The sequence below is a fragment of the Plantactinospora sp. A48 genome, from assembly GCF_055793945.1.
In genome coordinates this window covers 38,247-64,453 of record NZ_JBTIXF010000003.1, presented here as the reverse complement: position 1 = coordinate 64,453, position 26,207 = coordinate 38,247, and the positions used below count along the sequence as shown (strand labels likewise).

Annotated in this window: 20 protein-coding genes and 1 pseudogene; 8 read left to right on the top strand and 13 right to left on the bottom strand. The window is 73.6% G+C overall.

Translation table 11 applies throughout. From position 1 onward, the window contains the following. Nucleotides 1-152 precede the first annotated feature (152 nt). Nucleotides 153-614 carry a DoxX family protein gene (locus ACXN5W_RS02940; RefSeq protein ID WP_473156567.1) on the top strand — a complete coding sequence of 154 codons (462 nt, stop codon included), beginning with the start codon at nt 153-155 and terminating at the stop codon, nt 612-614. 108 nt (nt 615-722) lie between these two features. On the opposite strand, the gene ACXN5W_RS02935 is transcribed toward ACXN5W_RS02940, so the two are convergent. Genes ACXN5W_RS02935 through ACXN5W_RS02925 form a run of 3 tightly spaced genes read right to left on the bottom strand, consistent with a single transcriptional unit; the run spans nt 723 to nt 4,068 of the window. Continuing rightward, entirely contained in the window at nt 723-2,363 is a 1,641-nt protein-coding gene (locus ACXN5W_RS02935; RefSeq protein WP_473156566.1) for a pyridoxal phosphate-dependent decarboxylase family protein, read from the bottom strand. Then, on the bottom strand, nt 2,360-3,718 hold the full coding sequence (locus ACXN5W_RS02930; RefSeq protein ID WP_473156565.1) for an MFS transporter: 1,359 nt from the start codon (nt 3,716-3,718) through the stop codon (nt 2,360-2,362). Before ACXN5W_RS02930 ends, ACXN5W_RS02935 begins: the two co-directional genes overlap by 4 nt. 11 nt (nt 3,719-3,729) lie before the next feature. Further along, the gene (locus ACXN5W_RS02925) at nt 3,730-4,068 is read right to left on the bottom strand and encodes an MGMT family protein (protein ID WP_473156564.1); all 339 of its coding nucleotides are present in this window, start codon (nt 4,066-4,068) and stop codon (nt 3,730-3,732) included. A 13-nt stretch (nt 4,069-4,081) separates the two neighbouring features. Between ACXN5W_RS02925 and proB the strand changes: the two genes are divergently transcribed. Continuing rightward, nucleotides 4,082-5,239 carry a glutamate 5-kinase gene (proB, locus tag ACXN5W_RS02920; RefSeq protein WP_473156563.1) on the top strand — a complete coding sequence of 386 codons (1,158 nt, stop codon included), beginning with the start codon at nt 4,082-4,084 and terminating at the stop codon, nt 5,237-5,239. A gap of 115 nt (nt 5,240-5,354) precedes the next feature. On the opposite strand, the gene ACXN5W_RS02915 is transcribed toward proB, so the two are convergent. The 6 genes and pseudogenes from ACXN5W_RS02915 to ACXN5W_RS02890 all read right to left on the bottom strand — a co-directional run. After that, on the bottom strand, nt 5,355-6,920 hold the full coding sequence (locus ACXN5W_RS02915) for a Na+/H+ antiporter (protein WP_473156562.1): 1,566 nt from the start codon (nt 6,918-6,920) through the stop codon (nt 5,355-5,357). Nucleotides 6,921-7,049: 129 nt separating this feature from the next. After that, entirely contained in the window at nt 7,050-7,862 is an 813-nt protein-coding gene (locus tag ACXN5W_RS02910; RefSeq protein WP_473156682.1) for a prenyltransferase/squalene oxidase repeat-containing protein, read from the bottom strand. Between the two features lie 169 nt (nt 7,863-8,031). Then, nucleotides 8,032-9,213: an adenylyltransferase/sulfurtransferase MoeZ gene (gene moeZ / locus ACXN5W_RS02905; protein WP_473156561.1), complete on the bottom strand. Its 1,182-nt coding sequence runs from the start codon at nt 9,211-9,213 to the stop codon at nt 8,032-8,034. 226 nt (nt 9,214-9,439) lie between these two features. Continuing rightward, on the bottom strand, nt 9,440-10,360 hold the full coding sequence (locus tag ACXN5W_RS02900; protein ID WP_473156560.1) for a DUF3152 domain-containing protein: 921 nt from the start codon (nt 10,358-10,360) through the stop codon (nt 9,440-9,442). A gap of 43 nt (nt 10,361-10,403) precedes the next feature. After that, nucleotides 10,404-11,408, bottom strand: coding sequence for an alpha/beta fold hydrolase (locus ACXN5W_RS02895; RefSeq protein WP_473156559.1), 1,005 nt, complete (start codon nt 11,406-11,408; stop codon nt 10,404-10,406). A 39-nt stretch (nt 11,409-11,447) separates the two neighbouring features. Beyond that, nucleotides 11,448-12,548: pseudogene (locus ACXN5W_RS02890) on the bottom strand (hypothetical protein); the annotation flags it as partial. 2,148 nt (nt 12,549-14,696) lie between these two features. Between ACXN5W_RS02890 and ACXN5W_RS02885 the strand changes: the two are divergent. Together ACXN5W_RS02885 and ACXN5W_RS02880 are read left to right on the top strand one after the other, a co-directional pair. Then, nucleotides 14,697-15,332 (top strand): TetR/AcrR family transcriptional regulator, encoded by a 636-nt coding sequence (locus ACXN5W_RS02885; RefSeq protein WP_473156558.1) that lies wholly within the window; start codon nt 14,697-14,699, stop codon nt 15,330-15,332. Between the two features lie 155 nt (nt 15,333-15,487). Further along, entirely contained in the window at nt 15,488-15,712 is a 225-nt protein-coding gene (locus tag ACXN5W_RS02880; RefSeq protein ID WP_473156557.1) for a DUF3107 domain-containing protein, read from the top strand. Between the two features lie 168 nt (nt 15,713-15,880). Here the strand turns inward: ACXN5W_RS02880 and ACXN5W_RS02875 are convergent, their stop codons facing one another. After that, the gene (locus ACXN5W_RS02875) at nt 15,881-16,543 is read right to left on the bottom strand and encodes a ferritin-like fold-containing protein (RefSeq protein ID WP_473156556.1); all 663 of its coding nucleotides are present in this window, start codon (nt 16,541-16,543) and stop codon (nt 15,881-15,883) included. A 288-nt stretch (nt 16,544-16,831) separates the two neighbouring features. Here ACXN5W_RS02875 and ACXN5W_RS02870 point away from each other — a divergent pair, with 288 nt between their 5' ends. Next, entirely contained in the window at nt 16,832-18,535 is a 1,704-nt protein-coding gene (locus ACXN5W_RS02870; protein WP_473156555.1) for a DEAD/DEAH box helicase, read from the top strand. A 7-nt stretch (nt 18,536-18,542) separates the two neighbouring features. Then, the gene (locus tag ACXN5W_RS02865; protein WP_473156554.1) at nt 18,543-19,712 is read left to right on the top strand and encodes a class I SAM-dependent methyltransferase; all 1,170 of its coding nucleotides are present in this window, start codon (nt 18,543-18,545) and stop codon (nt 19,710-19,712) included. Nucleotides 19,713-19,818: 106 nt separating this feature from the next. Here ACXN5W_RS02865 and ACXN5W_RS02860 read toward each other — a convergent pair whose 3' ends face one another. Continuing rightward, nucleotides 19,819-20,226, bottom strand: a complete 408-nt coding sequence (locus tag ACXN5W_RS02860; RefSeq protein ID WP_473156553.1) for a hypothetical protein — start codon at nt 20,224-20,226, stop codon at nt 19,819-19,821. Nucleotides 20,227-20,528: 302 nt separating this feature from the next. Here ACXN5W_RS02860 and ACXN5W_RS02855 point away from each other — a divergent pair, with 302 nt between their 5' ends. Both ACXN5W_RS02855 and ACXN5W_RS02850 read left to right on the top strand, forming a co-directional pair. After that, a complete protein-coding gene (locus ACXN5W_RS02855) occupies nt 20,529-20,942 on the top strand; it encodes a helix-turn-helix domain-containing protein (protein ID WP_473156552.1) in 414 nt (137 codons plus the stop codon). Nucleotides 20,943-20,991: 49 nt separating this feature from the next. Further along, nucleotides 20,992-21,966 carry a C40 family peptidase gene (locus tag ACXN5W_RS02850; protein ID WP_473156551.1) on the top strand — a complete coding sequence of 325 codons (975 nt, stop codon included), beginning with the start codon at nt 20,992-20,994 and terminating at the stop codon, nt 21,964-21,966. A gap of 72 nt (nt 21,967-22,038) precedes the next feature. On the opposite strand, the gene ACXN5W_RS02845 is transcribed toward ACXN5W_RS02850, so the two are convergent. Together ACXN5W_RS02845 and ACXN5W_RS02840 are read right to left on the bottom strand one after the other, a co-directional pair. Continuing rightward, entirely contained in the window at nt 22,039-24,270 is a 2,232-nt protein-coding gene (locus tag ACXN5W_RS02845; protein WP_473156550.1) for a DEAD/DEAH box helicase, read from the bottom strand. Between the two features lie 101 nt (nt 24,271-24,371). Further along, nucleotides 24,372-26,165 carry an AfsR/SARP family transcriptional regulator gene (locus ACXN5W_RS02840; protein ID WP_473156549.1) on the bottom strand — a complete coding sequence of 598 codons (1,794 nt, stop codon included), beginning with the start codon at nt 26,163-26,165 and terminating at the stop codon, nt 24,372-24,374. Nucleotides 26,166-26,207 lie beyond the last annotated feature (42 nt).

Genomic DNA, 26,207 nt, shown 5'->3' with positions numbered 1-26,207 from the left:
AGGACGCCGACCTACGCGCTCACTTAGTCCCATACCTTGGGATTACCTGTGCAAAATATTAACGAACGTGAATGAATAATGCTATCGTCTCCTAATCCCGGGCGCTCATTACTGAATGCCTGAACCCTCCAGTATTCGTGAGGTCGATATCTATGTCCCCTCAACTGACCGGCGCCGCGCAGTCTCTGTATCGCGCCGTGATCGGGCTGCTGTTCATGTGCCACGGAATCGCCAGCGTCTTCGGCGTACTCGGTGGCAACCAGGGCAAAGGCAACTCCATTCCCGTCGGCGCCTGGCCGGGTTGGTGGGCCGCGTTGATCCAACTCGTCTGTGGCGCCCTGGTGCTGGTCGGTCTGGTCACCCGACCCGCCGCGCTGCTGGCCTCCGGATCGATGGCCTACGCGTACTTCACGGTCCACCAGGAGCACGCGCTGCTGCCGATCCGCAACGGCGGTGAGTCGGCCGTGCTGTTCTGCTGGTCGTTCCTGCTCATCGCGATCCTCGGCGCGGGTCCGTACTCGCTCGACAAGCTCATCTCCCGGATGACGTCCCGGCGGCAGAGCACCGGAGAACCGCTCGGCGACGGTCAGCGCGAGCCGGCCGTGGCTGGCTGATCCACCGGCCCTTCCTGGGTGCGCGTCGGGGTCCACCCGTACTCGGGCGAGTTCCCCCGGCGCGCGCCCTGCCGGCCCGGGCGCTCAGCGCCGGGAATGGCGACGCGCCTACCAGGACGGGCGCTGCAACAGGCTGACGAATTCCACCAGTAGTCGTTCCCGCAATACCACGGGAACCGCGTCCAGCAGGGCGTTGACGGTGGCCATTCCGGCCCGCGTCCCGACCGTAGCGTTGGTGGGGGCGGCCGGGGCGCTGGTCGGGCCACCAACGGGACCGGCCGGACCCGCCGGGGCGAAGTCGCCACCGGCGGGACCGGCCGCGACCGGACCGCCGGACTCGTCGCCGGTCGGGATGATGGCACCGGGCAGTTGCGCCTCGACCGGATTCCCGGGCGGCCCGGATGGCGCTACCAGGCCCAGGCCGGCCGCGAGACCGGCGACCAGTTCCGGAGTGAGGTCGTCCGGCCGAAGCGATCCGGCCAGCTCCACCAGTTCGCCGGGCAGCCGCACCGGACCGGCGGCGCGGGCCGCGGCCACCGCCGCCCGCAGCGCCGGACGGAACCCGGCCGCCCCCGGCGCGGCCCCGGCGGTCACGCTGAGGTGGATGGTGGGCGGCAGCTCGCCGTACCGGTGCTGCGGCTGGGTGTGCCAACCGCGCGCGGCCAGCTCGTCGGCGAGGACGAACACGTCCACCGCCGGGTCGTCCGAGGTGAGGCAGACCACCGTGGCCACCGGCTCGACCAGCAGGCGCACCCCGGGTACGTCCCGCACCGCGTCCGCCAGTTCCCGGACCGCCTCCAGGGTGCGCTCCACCAGCACGAGGTAGCCGGCGTCGCCCAGATGTCGCAGCGTGGCCAGCGCGGCGGCGATCGGCCCGCCGGACCGGGTCGAGGAGATCACCGGGTTGACCATCGGGTAGCCGGGCCAGTCGGCGTACCCGAAATACTGCGGCGCGCGCAACGCCGCGTCCCGGTGCAGCAGCACCGACACGCCCTTCGGGCAGTAGGCGTACTTGTGCAGGTCGACCGAGACCGAGGTGACACCCGGCACCGCGAAGTCGAAGGCCGGTACGGGCATCCCGAGCCGGCGCAGCCAGGGCAACGTCCAGCCACCGAAGCAGGCGTCCACGTGACACCGCACCCCCGCCTCGGCCGCCGCCGCGGCGATCGGCGTAACCGGGTCGACCACGCCGTGCGCGTACGACGGCGCGGAGCAGACCACCAGCACGGTCTCCGGTCGGATCGCCCGCGCCATGTCCTCGGGCGCCGGCACCAGGGTGGTCGGCGACACGGGTACGGCGTCCAGGATCAGCCCGAGGTACTGCGCCGCCTTGGCGAAGGCGGCGTGCGCGGTGACCGGGGCGACGATCCGGGGCGCGACGATGTCGGGCCGGGCGTCCCGGGCCGCCTTGACGGCCAGGATGATCGACTCCGTTCCGCCGCTGGTGACGCTGCCCACCACGGCCGGCGCCGTCGTGCCGGGACCGGCGCCCAGCACCCGGGCCGCCGCACCGACCAGGGCGTTCTCCATCGCCAGCAGCGACGGGAAGGCGGTCGGGTCGAGCCCGTTGACGTGCGCGCACCGGGCGTACGCGGCGGCGGCCAACTCGTCCAGCCCCGGCACCGCCGACTCGAAGACGTACGCGAAGAGCCGGCCCCCGGTGGTCGGCAGGTCTGCGGCCCGCAGCCCGTCGATCTCCGCGAGCACCCGCTCGGCGGGTACCCCTCGCTGCGGCAACGCCTCGATCATCCCTGAGCCCCTCGTCGCGTCGGTGTCCCTGGTTCGCGGTAGCCACGCATCAGCACGAGTGCGCCGCCGACCAGCGCGGCCGGCAGCACGGTGAACCCGAGCAGCACGCCGAGCCGGGCCGAGTCGGGCTGCGCCACCCCGCCGGTCCGGGACGATACGTACCCGGAGACCTGGAGCACCAGCCCGAAGATGCCCGGACCGAGGGCCAGACCCAGGGTCTCGCCCGCGGTCCACAGGCCGGTGAACACGCCGGCCTGGCGGCGCCCGGTGCGCTCGGTGTCGTACCCGATGCAGTCCGGCAGCATGGCCAGCGCGAACACCTGCTCGCCGGCGTACCCGGAACCGATGAGCGCGACCAGCGCGTAGCAGGCGGCGGGCGGCAGCGCCGGTGCGGCGACCAGGCCGAGCGCCCCGGCGGCGAACAGCAACGACGCCAGGGTGAAGGCCCGTGGCTTGCCCAGCCGCCGACCGACCCGGCTCCACGCCGGCATCACCAGCAGCGCCGGGCCGACGAAGCAGGCGAACAGCAGGGTGGGGGCGGTCTTCGGCTCCCGCAGCACCTGCGCCGCGAAGTACGTCACCCCGGCCAGCACGGTGGCGATACCGGCCGCCTGGATGACGAAACAGAGCAGCAGCGCCCGGAACGGCCGGTTGGCCCGGGCCACCGCGAGTTGGGCGCGCAGGCTCGGTTCGCTCCGCTGCGCCGTCCCGGCCGGCGCGGCGGCGGTGCCGAGGAACGTGCCGAGCGTGCCCGCGATGATCAGCGCCGCGACGCACACGCCCAGCCAGCGATGCCCGGGAATGCCACCGCCGGTCGCGGTGACCACCAGCGGGGCGAGCGCGCCGCAGGCCAGGATGGTCAGCGCCAGCACCGCGATCCGCCAGGTCATCAGCCGGGTCCGCTCGGCGTAGTCGGTGGTCAGTTCCGCCGGCATGGCCACGTACGGCACCTGGAAGAACGCGAACGCGGTGGCCGCCACCAGGAACGCCACCGCCACATAGCCGGCCGCCGCCGGGCCGGCGGCCACGGGCCCGGCGAACATCGCCACGAACAGCACGGCCAGGGCCAGCCCGCCGGCCAGCAGGTACGGGCGACGGGCACCCCAGCGCGACCGGGTGCGGTCGGAGATCCGGCCGGCGACCGGGTTGACCAGGACATCCCAGCCCTTCGGCAGCAACACCAGCAGCGCGGCCAGCCCGGCCGCGACGTCCAGGGTGTCAGTCAGGTACGGCAGCAGCAACAGTCCCGGCACGGTGCCGAAGGCTCCGGTCACCAGCGAGCCGGTCGCGTAGCCGAAGGTCACCCGGCGGGACAGCCGGCCGTCGGTGGAGGCCGGGCCCGGGGGTGCGATCATGAAAGCGAATGTTAATCGCGTTTTCCTGGTCGGGGATCATCCGAAGATCCAGGCGTCCAGGCGGCGCGGGACATGTCGACCCGGTCCCCGCGCAGCGGTGTCCGCTCGGCGACCAGCCGCTCCCGGGCCCGCCGTTCGTGCCCGGGTGGCAGCCGGCCGGCCGAGTTGACCACCCGGTGCCAGGGCACCCCACCACCGTGCCGGGCCATGATCGTGCCGACCAGCCGGGCGGACTCCCGACCTGACCGCTCGGCCAGGTGATCGGCGATGGCCCCGTACGACATCACCCGGCCCGGCGGGATGCGCTCGACGAGACCGAGCACCTCCTCGACGTACTCCTCCGGCGTCACGTTGAGCCACGATATGGGAACCAAGCGGGTCACGGCGGACCGGGCGTACCAGAATGGGCGGGTGCGCGACGTGGTGATCAACTCTCGCCGGATCGTGGTCAAGGTGGGCTCGTCCTCGTTGACCGCCGCCACCGGCGGCCTCGACGCCGCCCTGGTGGACGGGCTGGTGGCCGCGCTGGCCGACGCCAGGGCCCGGGGCTGCGAGATCGTGCTCGTCTCGTCCGGAGCCATCGCCGCCGGACTGGCCCCGCTGGGCATGCCCCGGCGACCACGCGACCTGGCCAGCCAGCAGGCGGCGGCCAGCGTCGGGCAGGGCCTGCTGATCGGCCGGTACGCGGAAACCTTCGCCCGGTACGGGCACCCGGTCGGCCAGGTGCTGCTGACCGTCGACGACGTGACCCGGCGGGTGCACTACCGCAACGCCTACCGCACTCTGCGCAAGCTGCTCGACCTGGGCGTGGTGCCGATCGTCAACGAGAACGACACGGTGGCCACCGACGAGATCCGGTTCGGCGACAACGACCGGCTGGCCGCGCTGGTGGCCGCGCTCGTCCAGGCCGACCTGCTGGTGCTGCTGTCCGACGTGGACGCCCTCTACACCGGTGATCCGGCACTGCCGGAGACCACCCGGGTGGCCGAGGTCGCCGCCGGCACCGAGCTGGCCGGGGTACGGCTGGGCCGCGCCGGACGGGCCGGCGTGGGCACCGGTGGCATGGTCACCAAGGTCGAGGCGGCCCGGATCGCCACCGGCTTCGGCATCCCGGTGGTGCTCACCGCCGCCGGGCTGGCCGGTGCCGCCCTGACCGGCCAACCCGTCGGGACACTGTTCCACCCCGCCGGCCGGCGGCCCGCGGCGCGGCTGTTCTGGCTGGCCCACGCCACCTCACCCCGTGGCCGGTTGCACCTGGACGCCGGCGCCGTGCAGGCCGTGGTGGGCCGCCGGAAGTCGCTGCTGCCGGCCGGGATCACCGCGGTCGACGGCGCGTTCACCGCCGGAGACCCGGTGGACCTGGTGGACACCTCCGGGGCACCGGTGGCCCGGGGGCTGGTCAACTACGACGCGGTGGAACTGCCCGGACTACTCGGCCGGTCCACCCCGGAACTCGCCGCCGCCCTCGGTCCGGCGTACGAGCGGGAAGTCGTCCACCGCGACGACCTCGTCCTGCTCTGAAAGGAAGGGCACCTTGTTATCGCTTTCGGTATAGGAAGGGCCCCCTCTTTACGGTCGGCCTCGGCTGACCGGCAATTCAGCAACGAGCCGGCGAGCCGAATCGGGCCGGTGGCGGTCAGTCCTCGGCCCGGGGTCCGAGCAGGCGGATCTCCTCGATGTCGAGCGCGGCCTGGATCTCCCGCAGCACCACGTCGTCGATCTCCTTGGTGTCGCGCAGCCGGGTCACCTCCCGGCGCTTGCGTTCGAGCGCGCCCAGCCGGAGCCGCCGATCCGCCTCCCGGGCCTTGGCGTCGGCTCCGGCCATCGAGTCGGCGCGGATCCCGCCCAGATGCTGCTCGTACTCTCGGCGTACCCGCTCCGCGATCTCCTCGGACGCGCCCGTCTCGGCCGCCACCTCGGAGATCGAGGCCAGACCGACCTCCGCCGCGCGGACCTGCGCCCGCCGTACCTCCTCGGCGCGGCTGCGGTCCCGGCCCAGGCCGGCCCAGCCGGTGACGAGCGGCAGCGTGGTGCCCTGGATCAGCATGGTCGACAGGATGACCACCGCCGTCGTGAAGATGATCAGGTCGCGGTCCCGTACCGGGGCACCGTTGGCCATGGTTGTCGGCACCGCGAGCGCCGCGGCCAGCGACACCGCCCCGCGGAAGGCCACCCAGCCGGCCGCCGTACGGGCCCGCCAGTTCGGCCGGGGCGCGCCCCGGCCCATCAGCCCGATCGGGTACGCCGAGAGGTGCACCCAGACCAGCCTGGTCGCCATCACGACGCCGGCGATCGCCAGCGCCATGACCAGCGTCCGGCCGAGCGACTCGCCGGGCACCCCCCGGGCCACCCGGGGGATCTGGAGGCCCAGCAACACGAACAGGCCACCGTTGATCAGGAATGTGGACAGTTCCCAGAAGTCCAGGATCAGCAGCCGGGAGGGAGCGCGGACCAACCACGGGCTCGTGTACGCCACCACCAGGCCGGCCACCACCACGGCCAGCACGCCGCTGGCGTGTACCAGCTCGGCGAGCAGGAACGCGGTGAACGGCGTGAGCACGCTCAGCGCCCCCTCCCGGAGGGGATCGTTCAACCGTCGCCGGATCAGCACCGAGATCCCGGCCACGACCAGCCCAGCGGTGACTCCACCGGCGACGGACCCGACGAAGGCGCCGAGGTACCCCAGCAGTCCGGGATGCGACCCACGGGCGATCAGACCCAGCGAGACGGAGAAGAGCGCCAACGCCGTACCGTCGTTGATCAGGCTCTCCGCGCGCAGGATGGTGAGGAACCGGCGTGGCAGCCGCTTCGCCAGACCGGCCACGGCCGCCGCGTCCGTCGGCGCCAGCACCGCGCCGAGTACGGCCGCCGCGGCGGGTGCGACCCCGAGCGCCCGCGCGGTGAAGGTCACGGTGAGGGTCGTCAGGATCACCAGCGCGACGGCGAGCCCAGCGATGATCAACAGGTTGGCCCGGATCTCCCGCAGGCTGACGTACAGGGCCTCCCGGTACAGGATGGCCGGCAGGAAGAGCAGCAGCACCACGTCCGGTTCGAGGACCACGTGGGACAGCGGCGGGGTCAGTCCGAGCAGTGCGCCCAGGGTGATGAGCAGGACCGGTGGCGCCACCCGGTACCGGCCACCGAGCGTGGTACCCACCAGCACCGTCGCGGCCAGCACGACGACCAACACGAGACCCTGCACCGCCGACACCCCCGGTCCAGCATGGGGCAAACGGACCGGCTTACGGGCCGGGTTGGCCGGCATCGCGGCAACCTGGCTCTCCCGCCCGCCCGTGACCGGCCCGGCGTCACGGGGTCGGCGGGGCTGACGTCAGCGGCAGCCGCGGATCGCCGTCAGGGTCGTGTGTACGGCGAGTTGGTCGCCCTCCTCGTTGTCCCAGGCACCGTCGCTGCGTTGGCTGTCCGCCAGCCGCCGCCGGGCCGCGATGATGAACCGGTCGTTGACCGGCACGTCCACCCGGCGCAACGCGGCGGTCAGCCAGGCGAGTTCGGCCGCGGAGAGGTCACCCAGCCGGCCCAGCAGCACCGCCCCGATCCGCGCCCAGTCGGGGAACATCTCCTGCCGGTACAGCACGGCCGCGGCCAGCCCGCCGGCGATCAGGAACGACGGCCAGGTGCCGTCCGGCCGTAGCCGGTCGGCGAGCGCCTGGGCGCCGGCGTGTACGACACCGGCGTACACGCCGCCGACCCGGTGGTCCAGCGGCCCCGCGGAGCGGGCGTCGAGGCCGGCCACCGTCAGCCAGAAGGCCGCGTTGGCGGTCAGGTAGAAGATGGCGTCCGGGTCGCCCGGCCTGGCCCACGGCGGCGCGACATCGGCCAGCACCGCGTTCTCATCCCAGGTGCCGTCGGGCTGCTGCCGGGCGGCGAGCCAGTCCAGCGCGCGCCGGGCGGCGGGACGGCCGAGGGCGCCCAGGTCGTCCAACTCGGCGAGCCGGAAGCAGGTCGCGTCGACCGAGGCCACCTCGCCGGCCCAGAACGCGGGCCACCCGCCGTCGACGGTCTGACCGATCTCGGCGTCCCGCAGGATCTCCGGCGGTACGTCCGCGCCGGTGCGCAGCCGGTGCAGGCGGGCCCGTTCCACCGGGTCGCCGTGCGCCACCACGAATCCGACGGCGGCCTCCATGTCAATCACGCCGGGCACGCTACTGGCCGGTCCGGAGTTACGCCTCGGTAGCTTGGCTTGCCGTGGGCCCGCCGACAGGTCGACCGGCTGGTCCGGGCCGGACGAGCGGCGGTGTGTTAAAGAAGGGCCCCTCCTCCACCGAAAGCGATAAGAAGGGGCCCTTCCTTGCTCAGTACTCGGGGAGGGAGGGATCCACCTGCTTGATCCAGGAGAGCACGCCGCCCTGGACGTGTACGGCGGTGCCGAAGCCGGCCGCCTTCAGCGCGGCGAGGGCCTCGGCCGAGCGGACGCCCGACTTGCAGTGCAGGACGATCTGCCGGTCCTGCGGCAGCCGGGACAGCGCCTCGCCGGACAGGATCTCGCCCTTGGGGATCAGCGTCGAGCCGGGGATCCGGACGATCTCGTACTCGGCCGGCTCCCGCACGTCCACCAGCAGGAAGTCCTTGCCGGCGTCCTGCCACTCCTTCAGCTCGCGGGCCGTGATGGTCGCGCCGAGGGTGGCCTCCTGCGCCTCCGTGGAGACCGCGCCGCAGAAGTCCTCGTAGTCCTCCAGCAGGTCGGTCACCGTCGGGTTCTCCCCGCACAGCACGCACTCCGGGTCCTTGCGCACCTTGATCTTGCGGTACGTCATCTCCAGCGCGTCGTAGACGATCAGACCACCGACCAGCGGCTCCCCGGTGCCGGTGAGCAGCTTGATCGCCTCGGTGACCTGGATCGAGCCGATCGAGGCGCAGAGCACGCCGAGCACGCCACCCTCGGCACACGAGGGCACCATGCCGGGCGGCGGCGGCTCCGGGTAGAGGCAGCGGTAGCACGGACCGTGCTCGGCCCAGAACACCGAGGCCTGGCCGTCGAACCGGTAGATCGAACCCCAGACGTACGGCTTGCCGAGCAGCACGGCCGCGTCGTTGACCATGTACCGGGTGGCGAAGTTGTCGGTGCCGTCCACGATCAGGTCGTACCCGCTGAAGATCTCCCGGACGTTGTCCCGGTCCAGCGCGGTGTTGTGGATGATCACCTCCACCAGCGGGTTGATCTCCCGGATGGTGTCCGCCGCCGACTCGGCCTTGGGCCGGCCGACGTCCGACTGGCCGTGGATGACCTGGCGTTGCAGGTTGGACTCGTCGACCGTGTCGAAGTCGATGATGCCGAGCGTGCCGACGCCGGCCGCCGCGAGGTACATCAACGCGGGCGATCCCAGGCCACCGGCGCCCACACAGAGCACCCGGGCGTTCTTGAGCCGCTTCTGCCCCTGGACGCCCACATCCGGAATGATCAGGTGGCGGGAATAGCGGCGGACCTCGTCAACGGTCAGCTCGGCGGCGGGCTCGACGAGCGGGGGTAGCGACACGATGGACTCCGATCGACAGCGGTCTGCCGCGCCATTGTTGCTCGCCCGACCCGCCCACGGCCATGAGCCGGAACACCTGTCCGGCATCCGGGAGCGGGAATAAGGCGGGAGACGGGCCGCCGGCCCTCGGCCCGCCGCCCGTTGGCCCGTCGACCGTTGGCCCGTCGACCGTCGGCCCGCCGCCCGTCGGCTCGTCGGCCGCAGGCACCGAGGTGCCCTCGGTCGGTCAGCCCCAGGACACCTCGGTGCCGGCGTACCGGCGCCCGTCCAGATACGGCCAGGCGTTCGCCACGCAGCCGACCAGGCCGTACGTCTGTTGCTGCATCACCGGCGCCGGCACCCCCCGACCGGGGCACGCCTCGTGTCCCAGGCCGAGTTCGTGGCCGACCTCGTGGTTCAGCGCGTACGCCTGGTAGACCCCCAGCGACGCGCCGTACCCGGGCACCGCGTACCGCCAGCGGCTGAGGTTGATGACGACCTGTCCGGGCAGCCGGCAGGAGGTGTAACCCTCGGTGTCCAGCCCGCCGCTCGCGCAGATCAGTTGCGACGTGCCGGCGGTGGCCAGATAGATCGTGAAGTCGGCGGCCGACGTCACGGGCACCCGCTGGAACCGCACGTCCCGGCCGGCGATCCAACTGCGCGGATCGCCGAGGACACCGTCGATCCTCGCCGCGAAGCCGTCCGGATCCAGCCCCACCTGCCCTTCCACCGCGACGTGGAAGGTGCGCAGCCGGCCGGCCACGCCGAGGACCGGGCCGGCACCGGCCGCGTACGCGAACGTGCCGGGACCGGTGGTCGGGGCCGATCCGGACTGTGCCGTTGCGGCCGGCGGGGCGGACGGCACCGGAACCCCCGCCGCCAGGGTGGCCCCGGAGGCGGCCGGTACCGGAGTGACCGCGATCTCGGCATCTCCGCCGAGCGCCGGACCGCTCGGACCGGTCCGGGCCGGGCCGGCCAGCGGTCCGCGCCCGGCGTGCGGGTCCGACCCACGGGTCGCCGCGACGGCGAGCCACCCGGCGCCGGCGAACGCCACGACCAGCGGAACCAGCAGGGGTACGGCGAGCCGCCGCAGCCGCCAGCGCGCGGCGGTGGACCGCAGCCGCCAGCCCGCGGCGGTGGCTCGCAGCTTCCGGACCCGACCCACCATGTTCCCAGGATCGCAAAGGCGAGCCCGATTCAGGGTCAAATCGTCATATTTTCGCGTTTTGCGCGTAGGCCGCCTCGGTGCCTTCGGAACCGACCTCGGCCAGCATTCCGACCTCGTCCAGCATTCCGACCACGGCCCGGGCCACCACCCGGGGGACTTCCAACTGCGCCACGTGCCCGACGCCGTCCAGGAGCAACAGCCGGCTGTCCGGGACAAGCCGGGCCACCTGCGGCGACACCCGGACGTCCACCAGCCGGTCCTGCCGGCCGGCGACCACCAGCGTGGGCGCGCTGACCAGCCGGGCGATCCGCCACAGCGAACCGGAACCCGGCAGGTACGCCCGGAGGAAGCTGGACACCAGGCCACGGAGCGTCCGCAGATAGGCGTCCGCGTAATGGTCCTCGGTGTAGCGGACCCGGATCTCCTCGATCGCCTCCTGCCGGCGCTGTTCGCAGATCCGGCTGGTGTCGGCGACGCACGCCTCCATGATCTGCCGGGCGGTCTCCTCCGGATCCAGCTGGGTGAGATAGCGCGCGGTCAGCCGCTCGGCGCCGGGGAGAGCCAGCAGCGGCACCAGCCGCCCCTGCAGGGACCGGCGCGGATCCAGGAACGGCATCGCCGGGGAGATCAGCGTGAGGGTGCGGACCAGGTCGGGACGGAGACCGGCCACCCGGACGCAGATGGCGCCGCCCAACGAGTTGCCGACCAGGTGCACCGGCCCCCGGCCGCTCTGCTCCAGGTATCGCACGACGTGCCTGGCGAAGGCCGGGATCGAGTAGCTGCGCCCCGGCGCGCTGCGCCCGAAGCCGGGCAGGTCGATCGCCTGTCCGGCCAACCGGTCGGCGAGCAGCCCGGCGAGATCCGTCCAGTTCTGCGCGGAACCCCCCAGACCGTGGACGAACAGCGCCGGCTCGGCGCCCTCGCTGGTCGCCGGGGTCTCCCGCACGTACGTCGCCAGCCCGTCGACCAGGACGTGCCGGCCCGGCCAGGGCGGCGGCACGTCACCCGGCGGGAACAGCTCCTCCGGGCCGAGGGAAGCAAGTTTCATGCCACCCATGATGCCCCGGCGCCGGCCGGGCTCCCACGCTCAGGCGAGCAGCGCCTCCAGCCGGCGGTTCACGGCGGCCAGTGTGGCCCGTACCACAGCCTGTCGGGGATCGCCGGTGACCAGCGCGGATCCGGCCAACTGTTCGACCCAGCCGTCGCAGACCAGGAACACCACCACCGTCGCGACCTCGCAGCTACCGAACGGCAGCACCGCGGCGTGTTCCACGAAGCACCGCCCGCGATCCGCGGTCCGGTCGGCGGACCGGAGCAGCTCACCGACGGCCGCGGCCGCCGACGCGGCACAGAGCCGCAGCACGTACCCGTCGACCGCCGGCCCGGTGGTGACCCCGGTGGCCCGCTGGTCCGCTGCCGACAGGCTCACCTCCACGGTGGCTTCCAACCCGAACGTGCTGACCTGCACATGGTCGATGACCACGCGCGGTCCGGGCGGGCCGTCCGGGTTGAGCGGCCGGGACGGCGCGCTCTCCGTCGTCGACAACTGCTGCCCGGTGGCGTACGAGACGCCGGCGGCCTGCGACTCCAGATCCGGCCCGGCCACCGGTTCACCGACCTGGGCACGGCCCCGGTGTGCCACCGCCGACCGGCGCCGGCGCGGCACCGTCAACGACTCGGCCGGGCCCGCGTCCGGCGCGTCCGGGCGCGAGCCGGTGGAGCCACCCTGCGTCGGGGCGGTGCCGGGGGACGAACCGCTGGCCGCGCCGGGCGGCGGGGCGACGGCGGGCCGGGCCGGCGGTGGGCCGGCGGCGACCGAGCGGGGCGCTCCGAACGGGGTACGCGGCCCGGGGACCGTCGCGGGCGGCGGAACGTCAGCCGCCGCGGTGCCCGCACCGGCTCCGGCGCCGGATCCGGGAAGGTTCTGCGGTGCCGCCGCCAGGCCCATCCGCTCCTGGAGCAGGCGGGCCACCTGGCGGCTGACGTCCGCGGGGTCCGCGCCGTCGGCCAGTTCGAGGCGCAGGCTGTGCGCTCCGGCTGGAGTGGTCCGCAACACCCCGTCCCGAACCCCGGGTACGCCGCGCACCGCGGCGAGGATCGCCTGGACGTCGAACCCGTCCGGTCGCTCGTCCTTGGCCGACGTCGGCTCGTCCCGGCGCAGGTGGGTAGCGATCCGGGCCAACTCGGGCGTCTCGGCTGGGGGCTCCACGGCGGGCGGCTCCGGCACGGTCGGTACGTCGGGTTCAGCGGGAACGCGCTGCGGGAGCGTGTCCCCCGAGGTCTCCGACCGGTGGCGCCAGGCCGGGTCGGAGGCGGTGGTGACGGCTCGTGTCGAGCCACGCGCGGCGGACGGCACCGGTTCAGCCGGCTCGCCGTCCACGACCGGATCCGCGGCCCGGATGGTCTGGGTCCGGCCCGCCGAGGCGACCGGAGCCGGTGCCGCCGCCGGCTCGTTCGAGGGCGGCGGGCCCGCGTACCGGTCACCGGCCGGGGGCTGCGGGACAGCGGGTGGGTACCGGTCCGGTTCCGGCCGGTCCCCCGCGGCGGGCCGCCGGTACCAGTCGGTGAACGGCCGGTCGGTGAACGGCAGGTCGCTTGACGGCCGGTCGGTTGACGGCCGGTCAGCGGACGACCGGTCGCTTGACGGCCGGGGTGGGCCCGCGTACCGGTCGCCGCCCGAGGCGTACGGCGGCATGGACGGCGGGTACGACGGCAGGGCCGGCGCGGGAGTCTGCGGATAGTCGGCCAGGTCCGGATCCGGCCTGGGGACCCCGGTCAACCCCACGAATGAGTCGGAGAGCTCACCAGCCGGAGCCGGCCGCTCATCCTCGGCCGCCCGTCGACGGCCGACGCCGCGCAGCGGGGCCAGCTGGCCGGGCTGACCGTCACCGGGCTCCGCCGGGCTGTCGGTGCCGGGAACGGTGGCATCCCGTTCCGCCGTGGCCGGCGTACCGGCGGCGGCTTCCATGGTGGGCGGAGCCGGTGGCTCCGGCGCCCACTCGTCGCGTCGGCGGCGCCCGGCGGCACCGGCCGACGACGGCGGCCAGGCCGACTGCCGATCGCCCGGATCGCGCTGCCCGGCGCCGGTCGGCTCGTCCAGCTCGAAGGCCGGCCAGGCCGTCCCGGACGGCGGATCGTAGGACCAGGATTGCGGCTCCGGACCAGCGGCGCGACCGGCGGTCGCCTCCGGACCCGGACCGGCGGCGACGCGACCGGCGGACGTCACCGGGTCGGGACCGCGTTCCGCGTCCGGCTCGAAGCGACGCCGCTCGGTGTCGGCGCCGGACGCCGCGTCCGACCGCTCGGCCGCGGCCCGCTCCCCACCCGGCTCGGGCCGGCCAGCCGGACCCGCCGGATCGTGGCCGTCACGCTGCTCGACCGGACCGAAACCGCCGCGCTGCTCGACCGGGCCGAAACCGCCATGCTGCTCGACCGCGGCGGGCTCGTTGGCCGGCTCCGATCGGACCGACCAGGGTGGGACCGGATCGTCGCGGTGCGGTGACCGGGGCGACGGCACCGGAGACCGCGTCGCGGCGGCCCCGTATTCGGGCGGCGGCTGGAATCCGGGCGGCACCTCGAACCGGGGCGCGGCGGCCTCCGGTCCGGAGCCGGCGTCCCGGGTTGGCCGCCCGGACCACGGACCGCCGGGCTCGGGCGTCGATCCCTCGCTCGCGCGCCGGGCCGGGTCGGCGAGCAGCGGCGTCTCACCTGTTGGTCGGCGCAGGGGACCGGGTGAGACCGGCCGGGCCGGGTCCGGTGCCGGACGCTGGGCCGGCACCGCCAACCGGTCGTGGGCCGCACCGTCCCCTTCGGATTCGTACGGCAGTGGTGGGCCGGCGGGCAGCGGCCGGAGTCCCGACCGGGGCATCTCGAAGCGCTCGTTGGCGTAGCCGTTGACCGGACGCTCCGTCGCCGGAGACGGGCCGGCGGGCGGCTCGGTGGCGTACCGGAACCGCGGGTCGGCCCAGCCCAGCGCGGGCGTCTCGACCGGCGGACGCCACGGCTCCGGTGGGGTGCCGCTCTCGTCCGGCTCGGCCGCCGGCGCCGGCGCGACGGGCTCGCCGTGGTCCGCCCAGCCGGCCTCGGCCCACGCGGCGTCGGCCGGTGCCCATCCGTTCACCGGCCGTACCTGTTCACCGCCGCGGCTGTTCTCTCCCGGCGTGGCAGCCCCGGGCTGCCCTGATTCATCCACCGTGCGCTCCTTGGTCGCCCTCGCTGAGGCTACCGTGTGGTGTCAGTGGCGATAAGTTACAGCGGCACGCCTTTTCAACAGTCGCGCGAAGGGTACCGATCCGGAACCGGATAGGCACCTGGTGCGTGAGTTCGGAGGGACCCCATGACGGCTGCGGGCGGCGCACAGACGGCCGGACGCCCCACCCGCCTGCCCCGTTCGGCGCGGCGTAAGCAGTTGCTGGCAGCGGCGCAGGAGGTGTTCGTCGCGCAGGGCTACCACTCGGCCGCGATGGACGACATCGCGGAACGGGCCGGGGTCAGCAAGCCCGTCCTGTACCAGCACTTCCCGGGCAAGATGGAACTCTATCTGGCCCTGCTGGACACGCACTGCGACGCCATCGTGGCCAAGGTACGCGAGGCGATGGCCGGCACCTCCGACAACAAGGAGCGGGTCAAGGGCGCCGTACGCGCCTACTTCGACTTCGTCGACCACGAGAGTGAGGCGTTCCGGCTGGTCTTCGAGTCGGACCTGCGCAACGACCCGGCGGTGCGCGAGCGGGTCGACCGGGTGGAACAGGGCTGCATCGCGGCCATCACCGACACCATCATGGCGGACACCGGGGTCAGCCGGTCCCGGGCCGAGTTGCTGGCCTCCGGCCTCGTCGGCGCGGCCGAGACGGCGGCGCAGTTCTGGTTGGCCAACGGCCGCCGGGTGCCCAAGGCGGAGGCGGAGGCCCTGCTGGCCAGCCTCTCCTGGCGGGGCATCGCGAGCTTCCCGCTGCACGGCGAGCCCGGCTGACTTCCCGCTGCACGGCGAGCCCGGCTGAGCGGCGGGACCGCTGATCGGTCGGCTGGGGCCAGACCGGCCGGCGGCGGGGCGCGAGTCGGCCTGACAGGTCCCCCTTGCGATCGGATAGCCTTCTGTCGGCGTACTTTCCTGGATGAGGAGGGCCCGTGGAGGTCAAGATCGGCGTGCAGTACGCGCCGCGCGAACTGGTCGTGGAGAGCGCGCAGACACCGGCTGAGATCGAGCGGATCGTGACCGACGCGATCGCGAACGACGGCACTCTGTCGCTGACCGATGAGAAGGGTCGCCGGATCATCGTTCCGGTGAGCAAGGTGGCATACGTGGAGATCGCCGAGTCGTCGCCCCGGGCGGTGGGCTTCACCGTCCGCTGATCCGGCGCCCGATCGTCCGCCCGGCCGGCACCGCGAGGAGCCGGCCGGACCGGCGGTCGATCGGGACCGGCGGTCGATCGGCAGGGCTTGGCGGCCGGTGAGCGCGGCCGGTGGCCGATCAAGCGAACCGGCGGTCGAAGTCGCTGGTCAGTCGGCGCGGGTCGATGGTCAGCCGGTGAGGCCGACGGCGGCGACCCGGGCCGCGTGCGCGCCGGCCAGCCGGGTGAACAGGCTCTCGATGCCGGCCGGGTCCGGCTCGGCTGCCAGGATCAGGTCGGCGACGGCCGGCCGGGCCAGCACCATCCGGTTGACCTGGGACAGCGCCTCGCGGACCAGCCGGCGGGCCCAGGCCGAGAGCCGGTCGACCAACCCTGGATCGGCATGGACGGCGGCCCGGATCTCGTCCCGGGCGAACTCGTCGTACCGCGAATCGTGCAGCACGTCCAGGATCAGCCGGCGGTCCGGCTCGGGGACCATCATGGCCACCGCCCGGCAGAAATCGTCGGCCACCGCGTCCCCGACATATGCCTTGGTCAACGCCTCCAGCCAGTCCGTCGGCTCGGTCGAGTCGTGGTACGTCCGCAGCGCGGAGACGTACGGCGACATGGCGGACGGGGTGTCGACGCCGAGTTCGGCCAGCCGGCCGGCGATCCGGCGGTAGTTGTCGACCTCCCGGGCCGCCATCTCGCTGAGCGTCGCCCGTCGGCCCAGGTCGGGGGCGAGTCGGGCATCCGCCGCCAGGCGGTCGAATGCCGACAATTGTCCGTACGCAACCAGGCCGAGCAGGCCCACGAGGGCGGACGACGGCATCGGCGGGGTGGGGTCGGGCACGCCCGCAGGGTACGCTCCGACCGCCCGGCCCGGTGGCCCCGGGATCGACGGACGTCAGCTGTGCGAGCACGATGACGAGGGCGGGAATGCTGTCCGGGGGCAACATCGTTGCAACTCGGGTAGGATGTAGTAGTTGCCGTGGGCACCGAGGTGATCCGATCCCCGGTCCACAGCGCGCGTGCGGCCCGGTCCGATCCCGCTCCCCGCGGGGACCGTGTGGCCCGCGCACACCACGAAGCGCCCTTGGGACCGATGGGGCGCACCACGAGAGGGCACCCCCACAACCACATGAGCGAGAACTACCAGAACGACACAGTCGCGACCGACGAAACGGTCGCCACCGCTCCGGTCCGTCCGGAGGCACCCACTTTCGCCGAGCTCGGCGCCCGGCAGGAAACCGTCGACGCGCTCGCCGCGGTCGGCATCACCCGCGCCTTCGCCATCCAGGAGTACGCGCTGCCGATCGGGCTGCGCGGCACCGACATGATCGGCCAGGCCCCGACGGGTACCGGCAAGACGCTCGGCTTCGGCATCCCGCTGCTGGAGCGGCTCCTCGCGCCCGCCGAGGGCGCGGACGGCCTGCCGCAGGCGCTGGTCGTGGTCCCCACCCGGGAACTCGGCCTCCAGGTCGCCAAGGACCTCGCCGCCGCCGGGCGTACCCGGGGCATCCGGGTGCTGCCGATCTACGGCGGCGTCGCTTACGAGCCGCAGGTCGATGCGCTGAAGTCCGGCGTGGAGATCCTGGTCGGCACCCCCGGCCGGCTGCTGGACCTGGCCAAGCAGAAGCAGCTGCGGCTGGACCGGGTGCACGCGCTGGTCCTGGACGAGGCCGACCGGATGCTCGACCTGGGCTTCCTCGACGACGTCGAGCGGATCCTCGCGATGCTGCCCGAGGACCGGCAGACGATGCTGTTCTCGGCCACCATGCCGGACCCGATCGTCACGCTGTCCCGGCGCTTCCTGCACCGGCCGGTGACCATCCACGCCGGGCACACCGCCGAGACCGGGCCGTCGCCGCAGACCAAGCAGCTCGTCTACCGCACCCACTCGATGAACAAGATCGAGGTGGTGGCCCGGATCCTCCAGGCGGAGGGGCGCGGCCTCACGATGATTTTCACCCGCACGAAGCGCGCCGCCGACCGGGCCGCCGCCGACCTCGACTTCCGGGGCTTCGCGGTGGCCGCCGTACACGGCGATCTCGGTCAGGGCGCGCGGGAGCGGGCGCTGCGGGCGTTCCGCGCCGGCAAGATCGACATCCTGGTCGCCACCGATGTGGCGGCCCGGGGCCTGGACGTGACAGGTGTGACGCACGTCATCAACTACGACTGCCCCGAGGACCAGGACACCTACACCCACCGGATCGGCCGGACCGGTCGGGCCGGTGCCACCGGCGTCGCGGTGACCTTCGTCGACTGGGACGACATGCCCCGCTGGCGGATCATCGACAAGACGCTCGGCCTGGAGATGCCGGAGCCGCCGGAGACGTACCACACCTCGCCGCACCTCTACACGGACCTGGCGATCCCCACGGACATCTCGGGCACCCTGCCGACCGCCTCCCAGACCCGGGCCGGCCTCTCGGCCGAGGTCGAGGAGGACCTGGGCGGCAGCGGCCCGCGTGACCGCCGTCCCGGGGGCGGCGGACACGGTGACCGGGCCCGTGGTCGCGGTCGCGGCGGGCGGTCCCGGAGCGAGCAGCCGGTGCCCGAGCAGAGCACCGAGGAGGTCACCCGGACCCCGCGTACCCGTCGGCGTCGCCGGCTCGGCACCGTGGCCACCGGGCCCGAGGTGCCCGTCGTGGACGGTGCCGCGGCCACCATCGCGGTGGACGACGCCCGACCGGCCGAGGCCGTCGGCTCGGCCGGCGTGCCGACCGATGGTGACGGGGAAACCCGACGGTCCCGGCCACGTCGACGTCGCCGGCGCGGCGGCCGGGGCCCGGACGCCACCAGCGCCGACGCCGGTACGGACGCCGGCGCGGCCACCGCCTGACGAACCGATGCCCGAACCCCTCGACCAGGCTCTGGCCGAGGTCCGGTCCCTGTTGTTGGGACCGGACCTCAGCCGCGCCGTGGCCGCCGGTCGGCGGCGCGGCCACACCCCATCGGTGGTCCGGGCCGAACTTCGTCCGGTACGCCTCAAGGCCGGTACCCGGTTGCAGATCGCGACCTTCGACGGCGCCCGACCGCACACCCGTAATGTCGCGGCAGGCGCCGACGCGGACGCGGCCATCGACGCCCTGCTGGCCGAACCGTTCGGGAACTGGCATGTGGAGACGGCCACGGGTACCACCCAGGTCCGGATCACCAAGAAGGGTGACGCCCAGGTGCACCGGGCCATCGCCGAACGCCCGCCAGCCCCGGTGAACGGCAACGACCGGGCAAAGGAACATCTGCTCGACCCCGGGGACGCGTTGTACGCCGCCGTCGGTGGCAGCGCGGCCAAGCGCCGGCAGGTCGACGCCTTCCTGCGCGCGCTCGCCGCCACCCTGCCCACCGAACTGACCGGGCCGTTGCGCGTGGTCGATCTGGGCTGCGGCAACGCCTACCTCAGCTTCGCCGCGTACCGCTATCTCACCGGTCGCGGGCTGGACGTCGAGCTGATCGGGGTGGACGTCCGGGAGGACCAGCGGCGCCGCAACTCGGCGCTGGCCGAGCAGCTCGGCTGCGCCGACCGGGTCAGCTTCGTGGCCGGCACCATCCTGGACGCCGAGGTGGCCGCCTCACCCGACCTCGTCCTCGCGCTGCACGCCTGCGACACCGCCACGGACGAGGCGCTCGCCCGAGCCGTCCGCTGGCAGGCCCGGTGGGTGCTCGCCGCGCCGTGCTGCCACCACGATCTGGCGGCGCAGCTACGCCGGGAGCCGACGCCCGCGCCGTACGACCTGGTGACCCGGCACGGCATCCTGCGCGAGCGGTTGGCCGACGTGCTGACCGACTCCCTGCGGGCCGCGCTGCTCCGGCTGCACGGCTACCGGGTGGAGGTGGTCGAGTTCGTCGACTCCCAGCACACTCCCCGGAACCTGCTGATCCGCGCCGCCCGTACCGGCTCCACCGGTACGCCCGAACAGTCCGCGGACTACCACTCGCTGGTGGCTGACTGGCGGGTCACCCCGGCACTGGAACGCCTGCTCGGCCCGCCACCCGCGCCGGGGCCCCGAGCGGACTGACCGGTCAGGCCGACCCTGCTGTTGCCGCTTCCGAGGTGGACCGGCCGGGATGCCGTCGGTCAGCGACGGCGCTGCCGGTCAGCCCATCGCGGACGCCGTCGATCGGTCAGCGGCGGCGCTCGAATTCGTTTGTCTCGCCGTGGCTCCGGTGGGCCGTCGGGGCGTCGAGCGAGGCACCCCGGAACGGCACCACCTTGGCCCCCCGCTCGTCGTTCCCGTTCCCAGCGGCGGCGAACGCGTTCCAGGAGATGTCCACCAGCAGGCGCTTGAGTTCGGCGTGCCGAACCGCGGCGTTGCGCTGGAGCGCCAGGCGCGCGCCCAGCACCACCGAGACCAGGGTGGTGACGATCCCGCCGGACGCGGCGACCAGGTGTACCCCGGTGGCGGCACCACCCCGGGCCATCAGCACGATCAGCCAGATCCAGAAGCCGGCTGCGAACAGCGCGGCCTTGGCAACGAAGAACAGGCTGATCGCCCCGGGGCTGTGCGGAGGCGGAGAGGTGGAGTCGGACATGGTCTCCTCGTCCTCGCTGCGACTCGGCCTGCACCGCGACGCCAGGCCGCCGACCAGCGTCGGGTGAGCGTCGAGCATAGAGGATGCGGTTGATCACCGCTCGTGTCCCGCGCCGGACATCCGGCGCCGGCCGGCCGGACCGACGGGAGCGGGCCGCCGGCCGCGGATCGGCCCCGCCCGGCGGATTCATGTTGATCAGTCCGATGGACGGGACCAACCGGTCGGTCGGCTGACCGCGTCGGTGGTCGTTCAGGTTAGGCTCGACCCGGTAGGTCCGATTGGTGGGCTGAAGGGGTGAGCCGGTGCCGGAGACGCCACAGGCGGCGTTCGCCCGCTTTGTCCGCAGAGCGATCGACGACGCGCGGTCGGACCGGGGCTGGACGGTCACCGACCTCGCCGCGCACACCGGTGTCGGTCGATCCACCGTGTTCCGCTGGCTGGCCGGTGACTGGCAGGACTATCCCGAGTTGGCCAAGGTCCGAGGCTTCTGCGCGGCGCTGGACGTACCGGTCGCGGCGGCGTTCCGGGCCCTCGGACTACCCGATGGCGACAGCTCCGGCACGCGGGTCAGCCGAAGCACCGGCACCCGGGTCGACGAGGACATCCGAGCCATCCTCAACCGGCTGGCCGACCCCCGGGTCGCCGCTGAGGAGAAGAAAGACATCCGGGACATGCTGCACTATCTGGCCCGGCGGACGGTCCGACGCGCAAGCTGACATCGATCCGGGGCGTCTCCTTCTATCGGCGCCAATCGTTGTGGTGGTCGTGCCGACAATTCTGTCGTCCCGCCGGATGGCCCCGCTGGCCGTCGTCATGGTGTGCGCGCTGAGCGCGACGCCCGACGCCGCCCACGCCGCGCCCGACCCAGCCGGGACCGCACGACAACTCTCCGACGCAGCGGAACGCCTGGAGGTGGTGGTCGAGGACTACAACGATCTGCACGAAGACCTGCTCGACACCCAGCACAGGATCACCGCACTCGACGCCGAACTGGCGACCCTCGAACGGCAGCTGGCGGATCACCGTGGCCAGGTCGGGATGATCGCCGCGACGGCGTACCGGACCGGCCGGACCGACACCGTGGCCGTGCTCGCCCTGCTGGACGGGACCAGCGCCGACCTGGTCGAATCGCTCACCACGTTGCAGCAGCTCGGCCGCGACCAGCGCGGCGCGTTGGAGTCGTTGACCACGGCCCGGAACAGACTCGCGGTGACCCGCCGGGACGCCCGTGCGCTGGCCGCCGAGCAGCGGGCCGATGAGCGTCAGCTGGCGCTTCGCAAACGGCAGATCGAACGGGAGATCGCCGACCTGACCGCGTTGCGCCGCACCGCCGAGGCGGCGGCGACCCGGCAGGTGGTGGACGGACCCGTCCCGGCGCCACCACCCGGCACCGGCGGCGCCGCGAAGGCGGTACGGTTCGCGTACGCGCAGCTCGGCAAGAACTACCGGTGGGGTGCCGCCGGCCCGAACGGCTACGACTGCTCGGGCCTCACCTCGGCCGCCTGGGCCACCGCCGGAGTCCAACTGCCACACAACGCGGCTCGACAGTGGCGCGCGGTGACTCGGATCGGTCGGTCCGCCCTGCGCCCCGGCGACCTGGTCTTCTATTACCCGTCCATCCACCACGTCGCCATCTACGTGGGCGGCGGCAAGATGATTCACGCGCCGCGAACGGGTGAGCGGATCCGGATCGACTCCGTGGACTCGCAGCCCGTACACGGCTACGGCCGCCCCGCCTGACCCACCCCCCCTGGTTCCCCCGGCCCTCCTGGCGCGGCCCGGGACTGGCGCGAACCGGGCCGGGAAGGGTGGTCAGGCGGCCAGACCGAGGGCCAGCGGAAGTACGTCCGGTGCCCCGGCCAGCCGCAGGAGCCGACCGACCAGCGTCATCGTCCAGCCGGTGTCGACCAGGTCGTCGACCAGCAGCACCGGACCGGCCAGCCGGGTCAGTTCGTCCGCCAGGTCGGCCGGCACCTCGAACGCGCCGTGCAACGCGCGTACCCGCTGGGCGCTGTTGCCCCGGGCGCCGCCACCGGGTGGGGCGTCGGCCACCGGGACCACGACGCCGAGCAGCGGCAGCCGGCCGACGGTTGCGATCCGCCCGGCCAACGAGCGGACGAGTTCGGGCCGGCGCCGGGACGCCACCGCGACCACCCCCACCGGCCGGCTCGGCCACGGGTCGGCACCGTGCGCCCACTCCCTGAGCACCGCCACGACGGCGTCCGCCACGTCGTCCGGTACCGGCCCGTCCGGCGCCTCCGGCCCGAGCATCGCGCGCAGCCGACCACCCCAGCCGAGGTCGGAGAGCCGGCCCACCGCCCGGCCCGGCCGCACCTGCTCCGCCGGGGGGATGCGGCCCTTCAGCGGTACGCCGACCGCCTCCATCCCGGTCGGCCAGAGCTTCTTGGCCGGGATCTGCACCCCGGGCCGGCCGAGAAAGGCGTTCCCGGCATCGAGGGCCGGCGCCGAAACCTCCCGGTCGAAGCGCGGTTCCGCGCACCGGTCGCACCGGCCACAGTCCGTCGCCGCCGGGTCGTCCAGGCACTCCCGCAGGAACCGCATCCGGCAGCCGGTCGTCGCCGCGTACTCCCGCATGGCCTGTTGCTCGGCGGTGCGCGCCTCGGCGACGCGCCGCAACCGCGCGGTGTCGTAGACCCAGGGCTGGCCGGTGGCCACCCAACCGCCACGCACCCGACGGACCGCGCCGTCCACGTCGAGCACCTTGAGCATCAGTTCCAGCCGGGCCCGGCGCAGGTCGACAATCGGTTCGAGCGCCTGCGTCGAGAGGGGACGGTCCGGGTCCAGGGCGTCGAGCACCCGCCGCACCTGCTCCTCGGGTGGGAAGGCGAGTGAGGCGAAGTACCGCCAGATCGCCGCGTCCTCGGCGCCCGGCAGCAGCAGCACCTCGGCGTGGTCCACGGCCCGACCCGCCCGGCCAACCTGCTGGTAGTACGCGATCGGCGACGGCGGGGCACCCAGGTGTACGACGAAGCCGAGATCCGGCTTGTCGAACCCCATGCCCAGCGCGCTCGTCGCGACCAGGGCCTTGATCTTGTTGTCCAGCAGGTCCTGCTCGGCGGCACGCCGGTCCGCGTCCTCGGCCTGCCCGGTGTACGAAGCGACGGCGTAGCCCCGGGCGGTGAGGAACTCCGCCGTCTCGGCCGCCGCCGCGACCGTGAGGGTGTAGATGATGCCCGAGCCGGGCAGCCGGTCCAGGTGGTCGGCGAGCCAGCCGAGCCGGTGGGCCGGGCTCGGCAGATCGACTACGGCGAGCCGCAGCGACTCGCGGTCCAGCGGGCCACGCAGCACGAGCGTGTCCCCCGTCAGCCGTCCATCGGGATCGGTGCTGAGCTGTTCGGCCACGTCGGCGGTGACCCGCGCGTTCGCGGTGGCCGTGGTGGCCAGCACCGGGGTGCCGGCCGGCAGGTCGGCGAGGAAGGTCCGCAGCCGCCGGTAGTCGGGGCGGAAGTCGTGCCCCCAGTCGGAGACGCAGTGCGCCTCGTCCACCACGAGCAGCCCGGTGGTGGCCGCCAACCGGGGCAGGATGGCATCCCGGAAGTCCGGGTTGTTGAGCCGTTCCGGGCTGATCAGCAGCACGTCCACCGTACCCGCGTGGATCTCGGCCGCGATCTCGTCCCACTCGTCCAGATTCGCGGAGTTGATCGTCCGGGCCCGGATACCGGCCCGGCCCGCCGCCTCCACCTGGTTGCGCATGAGCGCCAACAGCGGCGACACGATCACGGTCGGCCCGGCCGCCGGCGCCGAGGACCCGCCCCCGCCCGGCCCGAAGGCGTCGCCGGCCCGGGAGGCCGAGGACCCGCTCCCGACCGGCTCGGCGGCACCGGCGCGCAGCAGCGCGGTGGCCACGAAGTAGACCGCCGACTTGCCCCAACCGGTGCGTTGCACGCAGAGCACCCGACGCTTGTCGACCACCAGCGCCTCGATGGCCCGCCACTGGTCGTCGCGCAACCGCGCGCCCGCGCCGGCCAGCCGCCGCAGCACCGCCTCGGCCCGGTCCCGTACCGCCGTCCGCTCCTGCGTCATCCGGCCTTTCTACCAGCGCCACCCGACGCTCTCGCGCCGGTACGCGCCGATCATGGGCTTCCCTGCGCTCATCGGCCGGAAAGTCGCAGTACAACCCGTGCTCAACCAGGGGGGCGGGGAGGCCCGGGCGATCCGGGGGCGGGGTGCGGGGTGGGGGGAAGGAAGATCAGGACCTCGCGGAGGGTATCGGTCACCGCCGGAGGCAGCAGGCAGCGCCCGGCCAGGTCCTCCATCGAGGCGTACGGCCCGCGCAGCCAGCGGTCGACGCTGACCTGATGGCCCTGCTCGGGTGCCAGTCCCGGCAGCCGGCGCAGCACGTCATCGGCCACCGAATTGACGTCGACCAGTCCGCCGTCGTCATAGTTGCGCGGCAGGTCGGGCCGGCCGATCCGCAACTCCTGCCGGGCCGCCGGGTAGTGGTAGAGCAGATACCTCGCCTGTTCCCGCCGGAGCCGACCCGGATCCGACCGGTGCCGCACGCCGCCACCCGAGCCGGCCGGGCGGCCGCCGATCGCGGTCCGCACCTGCCGATTGAGCAGCACGATGTGTGCCGCGCCACCGAGCCAGCTGATCAACAGGCTCGGGAGTGCGATCGCATCCAGGGCCCTGAAGGCCTCGTAGTCCGGATTCTCGTGCACCACGATGCTGAGGAACGTCGCGAACAACGCCCCGTAACCGATCCCGGTGATGGCCAATCGGCGACTCCGCCGGTACAGGGCATAGCCGAGGAAGACGAGCCAGGTCAGGGACCCGAAACTGGCCAGCGCCACCAGCGCGCCGATGAAGGTGACCAGGGCCACCAACCAGCGTGGCGGATCGTCGCGCGGGCGCGCCGGAGCCGGAGAGTACGCCGTACCCGGATATCCGGACGGTGACAGCGGCGGCCCGTAGGTCACGGGCGGCCAGCCAGCCAGCGAGCCCGGTGGAACCACCGGCGGGGCCGACAGCGCCGGCGGCGGCGGAGCCACCGGCAGGGCCGGCGGGGGCGGAGCCACCGGCAGGGCCGGCGCCGGCGCGACCGGCGGAGGCGGAGCCACCGGCGGGGCAGGTGGCGGCGGAACCACGGGCGGGGCCGGGGGCGGCGGGGCTATCGGCGGCGACGGCGCGGTCGGGCCGGCGAGGTCGGGGTCGGCGCGCAGGATCCGGCCATGCAGCTCACGCAGGGCCTCCCCCGGCTCCAGCCCGTGTTCCTCCGCGAGCAACCGCCGGATGTCCCGGTACGCCGCCAGGGCGTCGGCCTGCCGGCCACTGCGGTACAGGGCCAGCATCAGGGCGTGGCGCAGTTGCTCCCGCAACGGCATCTCGTCGACCAGCGGCACCAGTTCGGTCACCAGATCGCGATGGTTTCCGCGGGACAGCTCCAACTCGGCCCACAGCTCCACGGCGGCGGCACGGTCCTCGACCAGCCGGACCCGGGCCGCGGCGAAGTACGGACCGCTGAGCCCGCCCAGCGGCTCCCCACGCCACAGTTCCAGTGCGGACCGGAGCGCGTCGACAGCCGCCGCCGGTTCGCCCCGGGACCGGGCGGCCCGGGCCCGGCGTACCAGTGCCTCGAAACGGGTGAGGTCAACCGCCTCGGGTCCGACCCGCAGCACGTACCCGGCCTCGGTCAGCCCGATCAGTTGCCCGGGGGCCCGTGGGGACCGGTCGGGTTCGAGGATCCGCCGGAGACCGGCGACGTACTTCTGCACGACGTTCGGACCGTTGGCCGGCAGGTCCTCCTGCCACACCGCGTCGAGGATCTGTCCGGTCGGGACGGGCCGACCGGCCCGCAGCAGCAGCACGCCCAGCACCGCCCGCTGCTTGCCCGGGCCCAGGTCAAGCTCCTGGTCACCGGCCCAGGCGCGCTGCGGCCCGAGGACCTCGAAGCGCAGCTCACCCGCCACTGGCCTCATCCCCCGACCCGATCCCCGTACGGCCGCAGTGAGGCCGCAGTC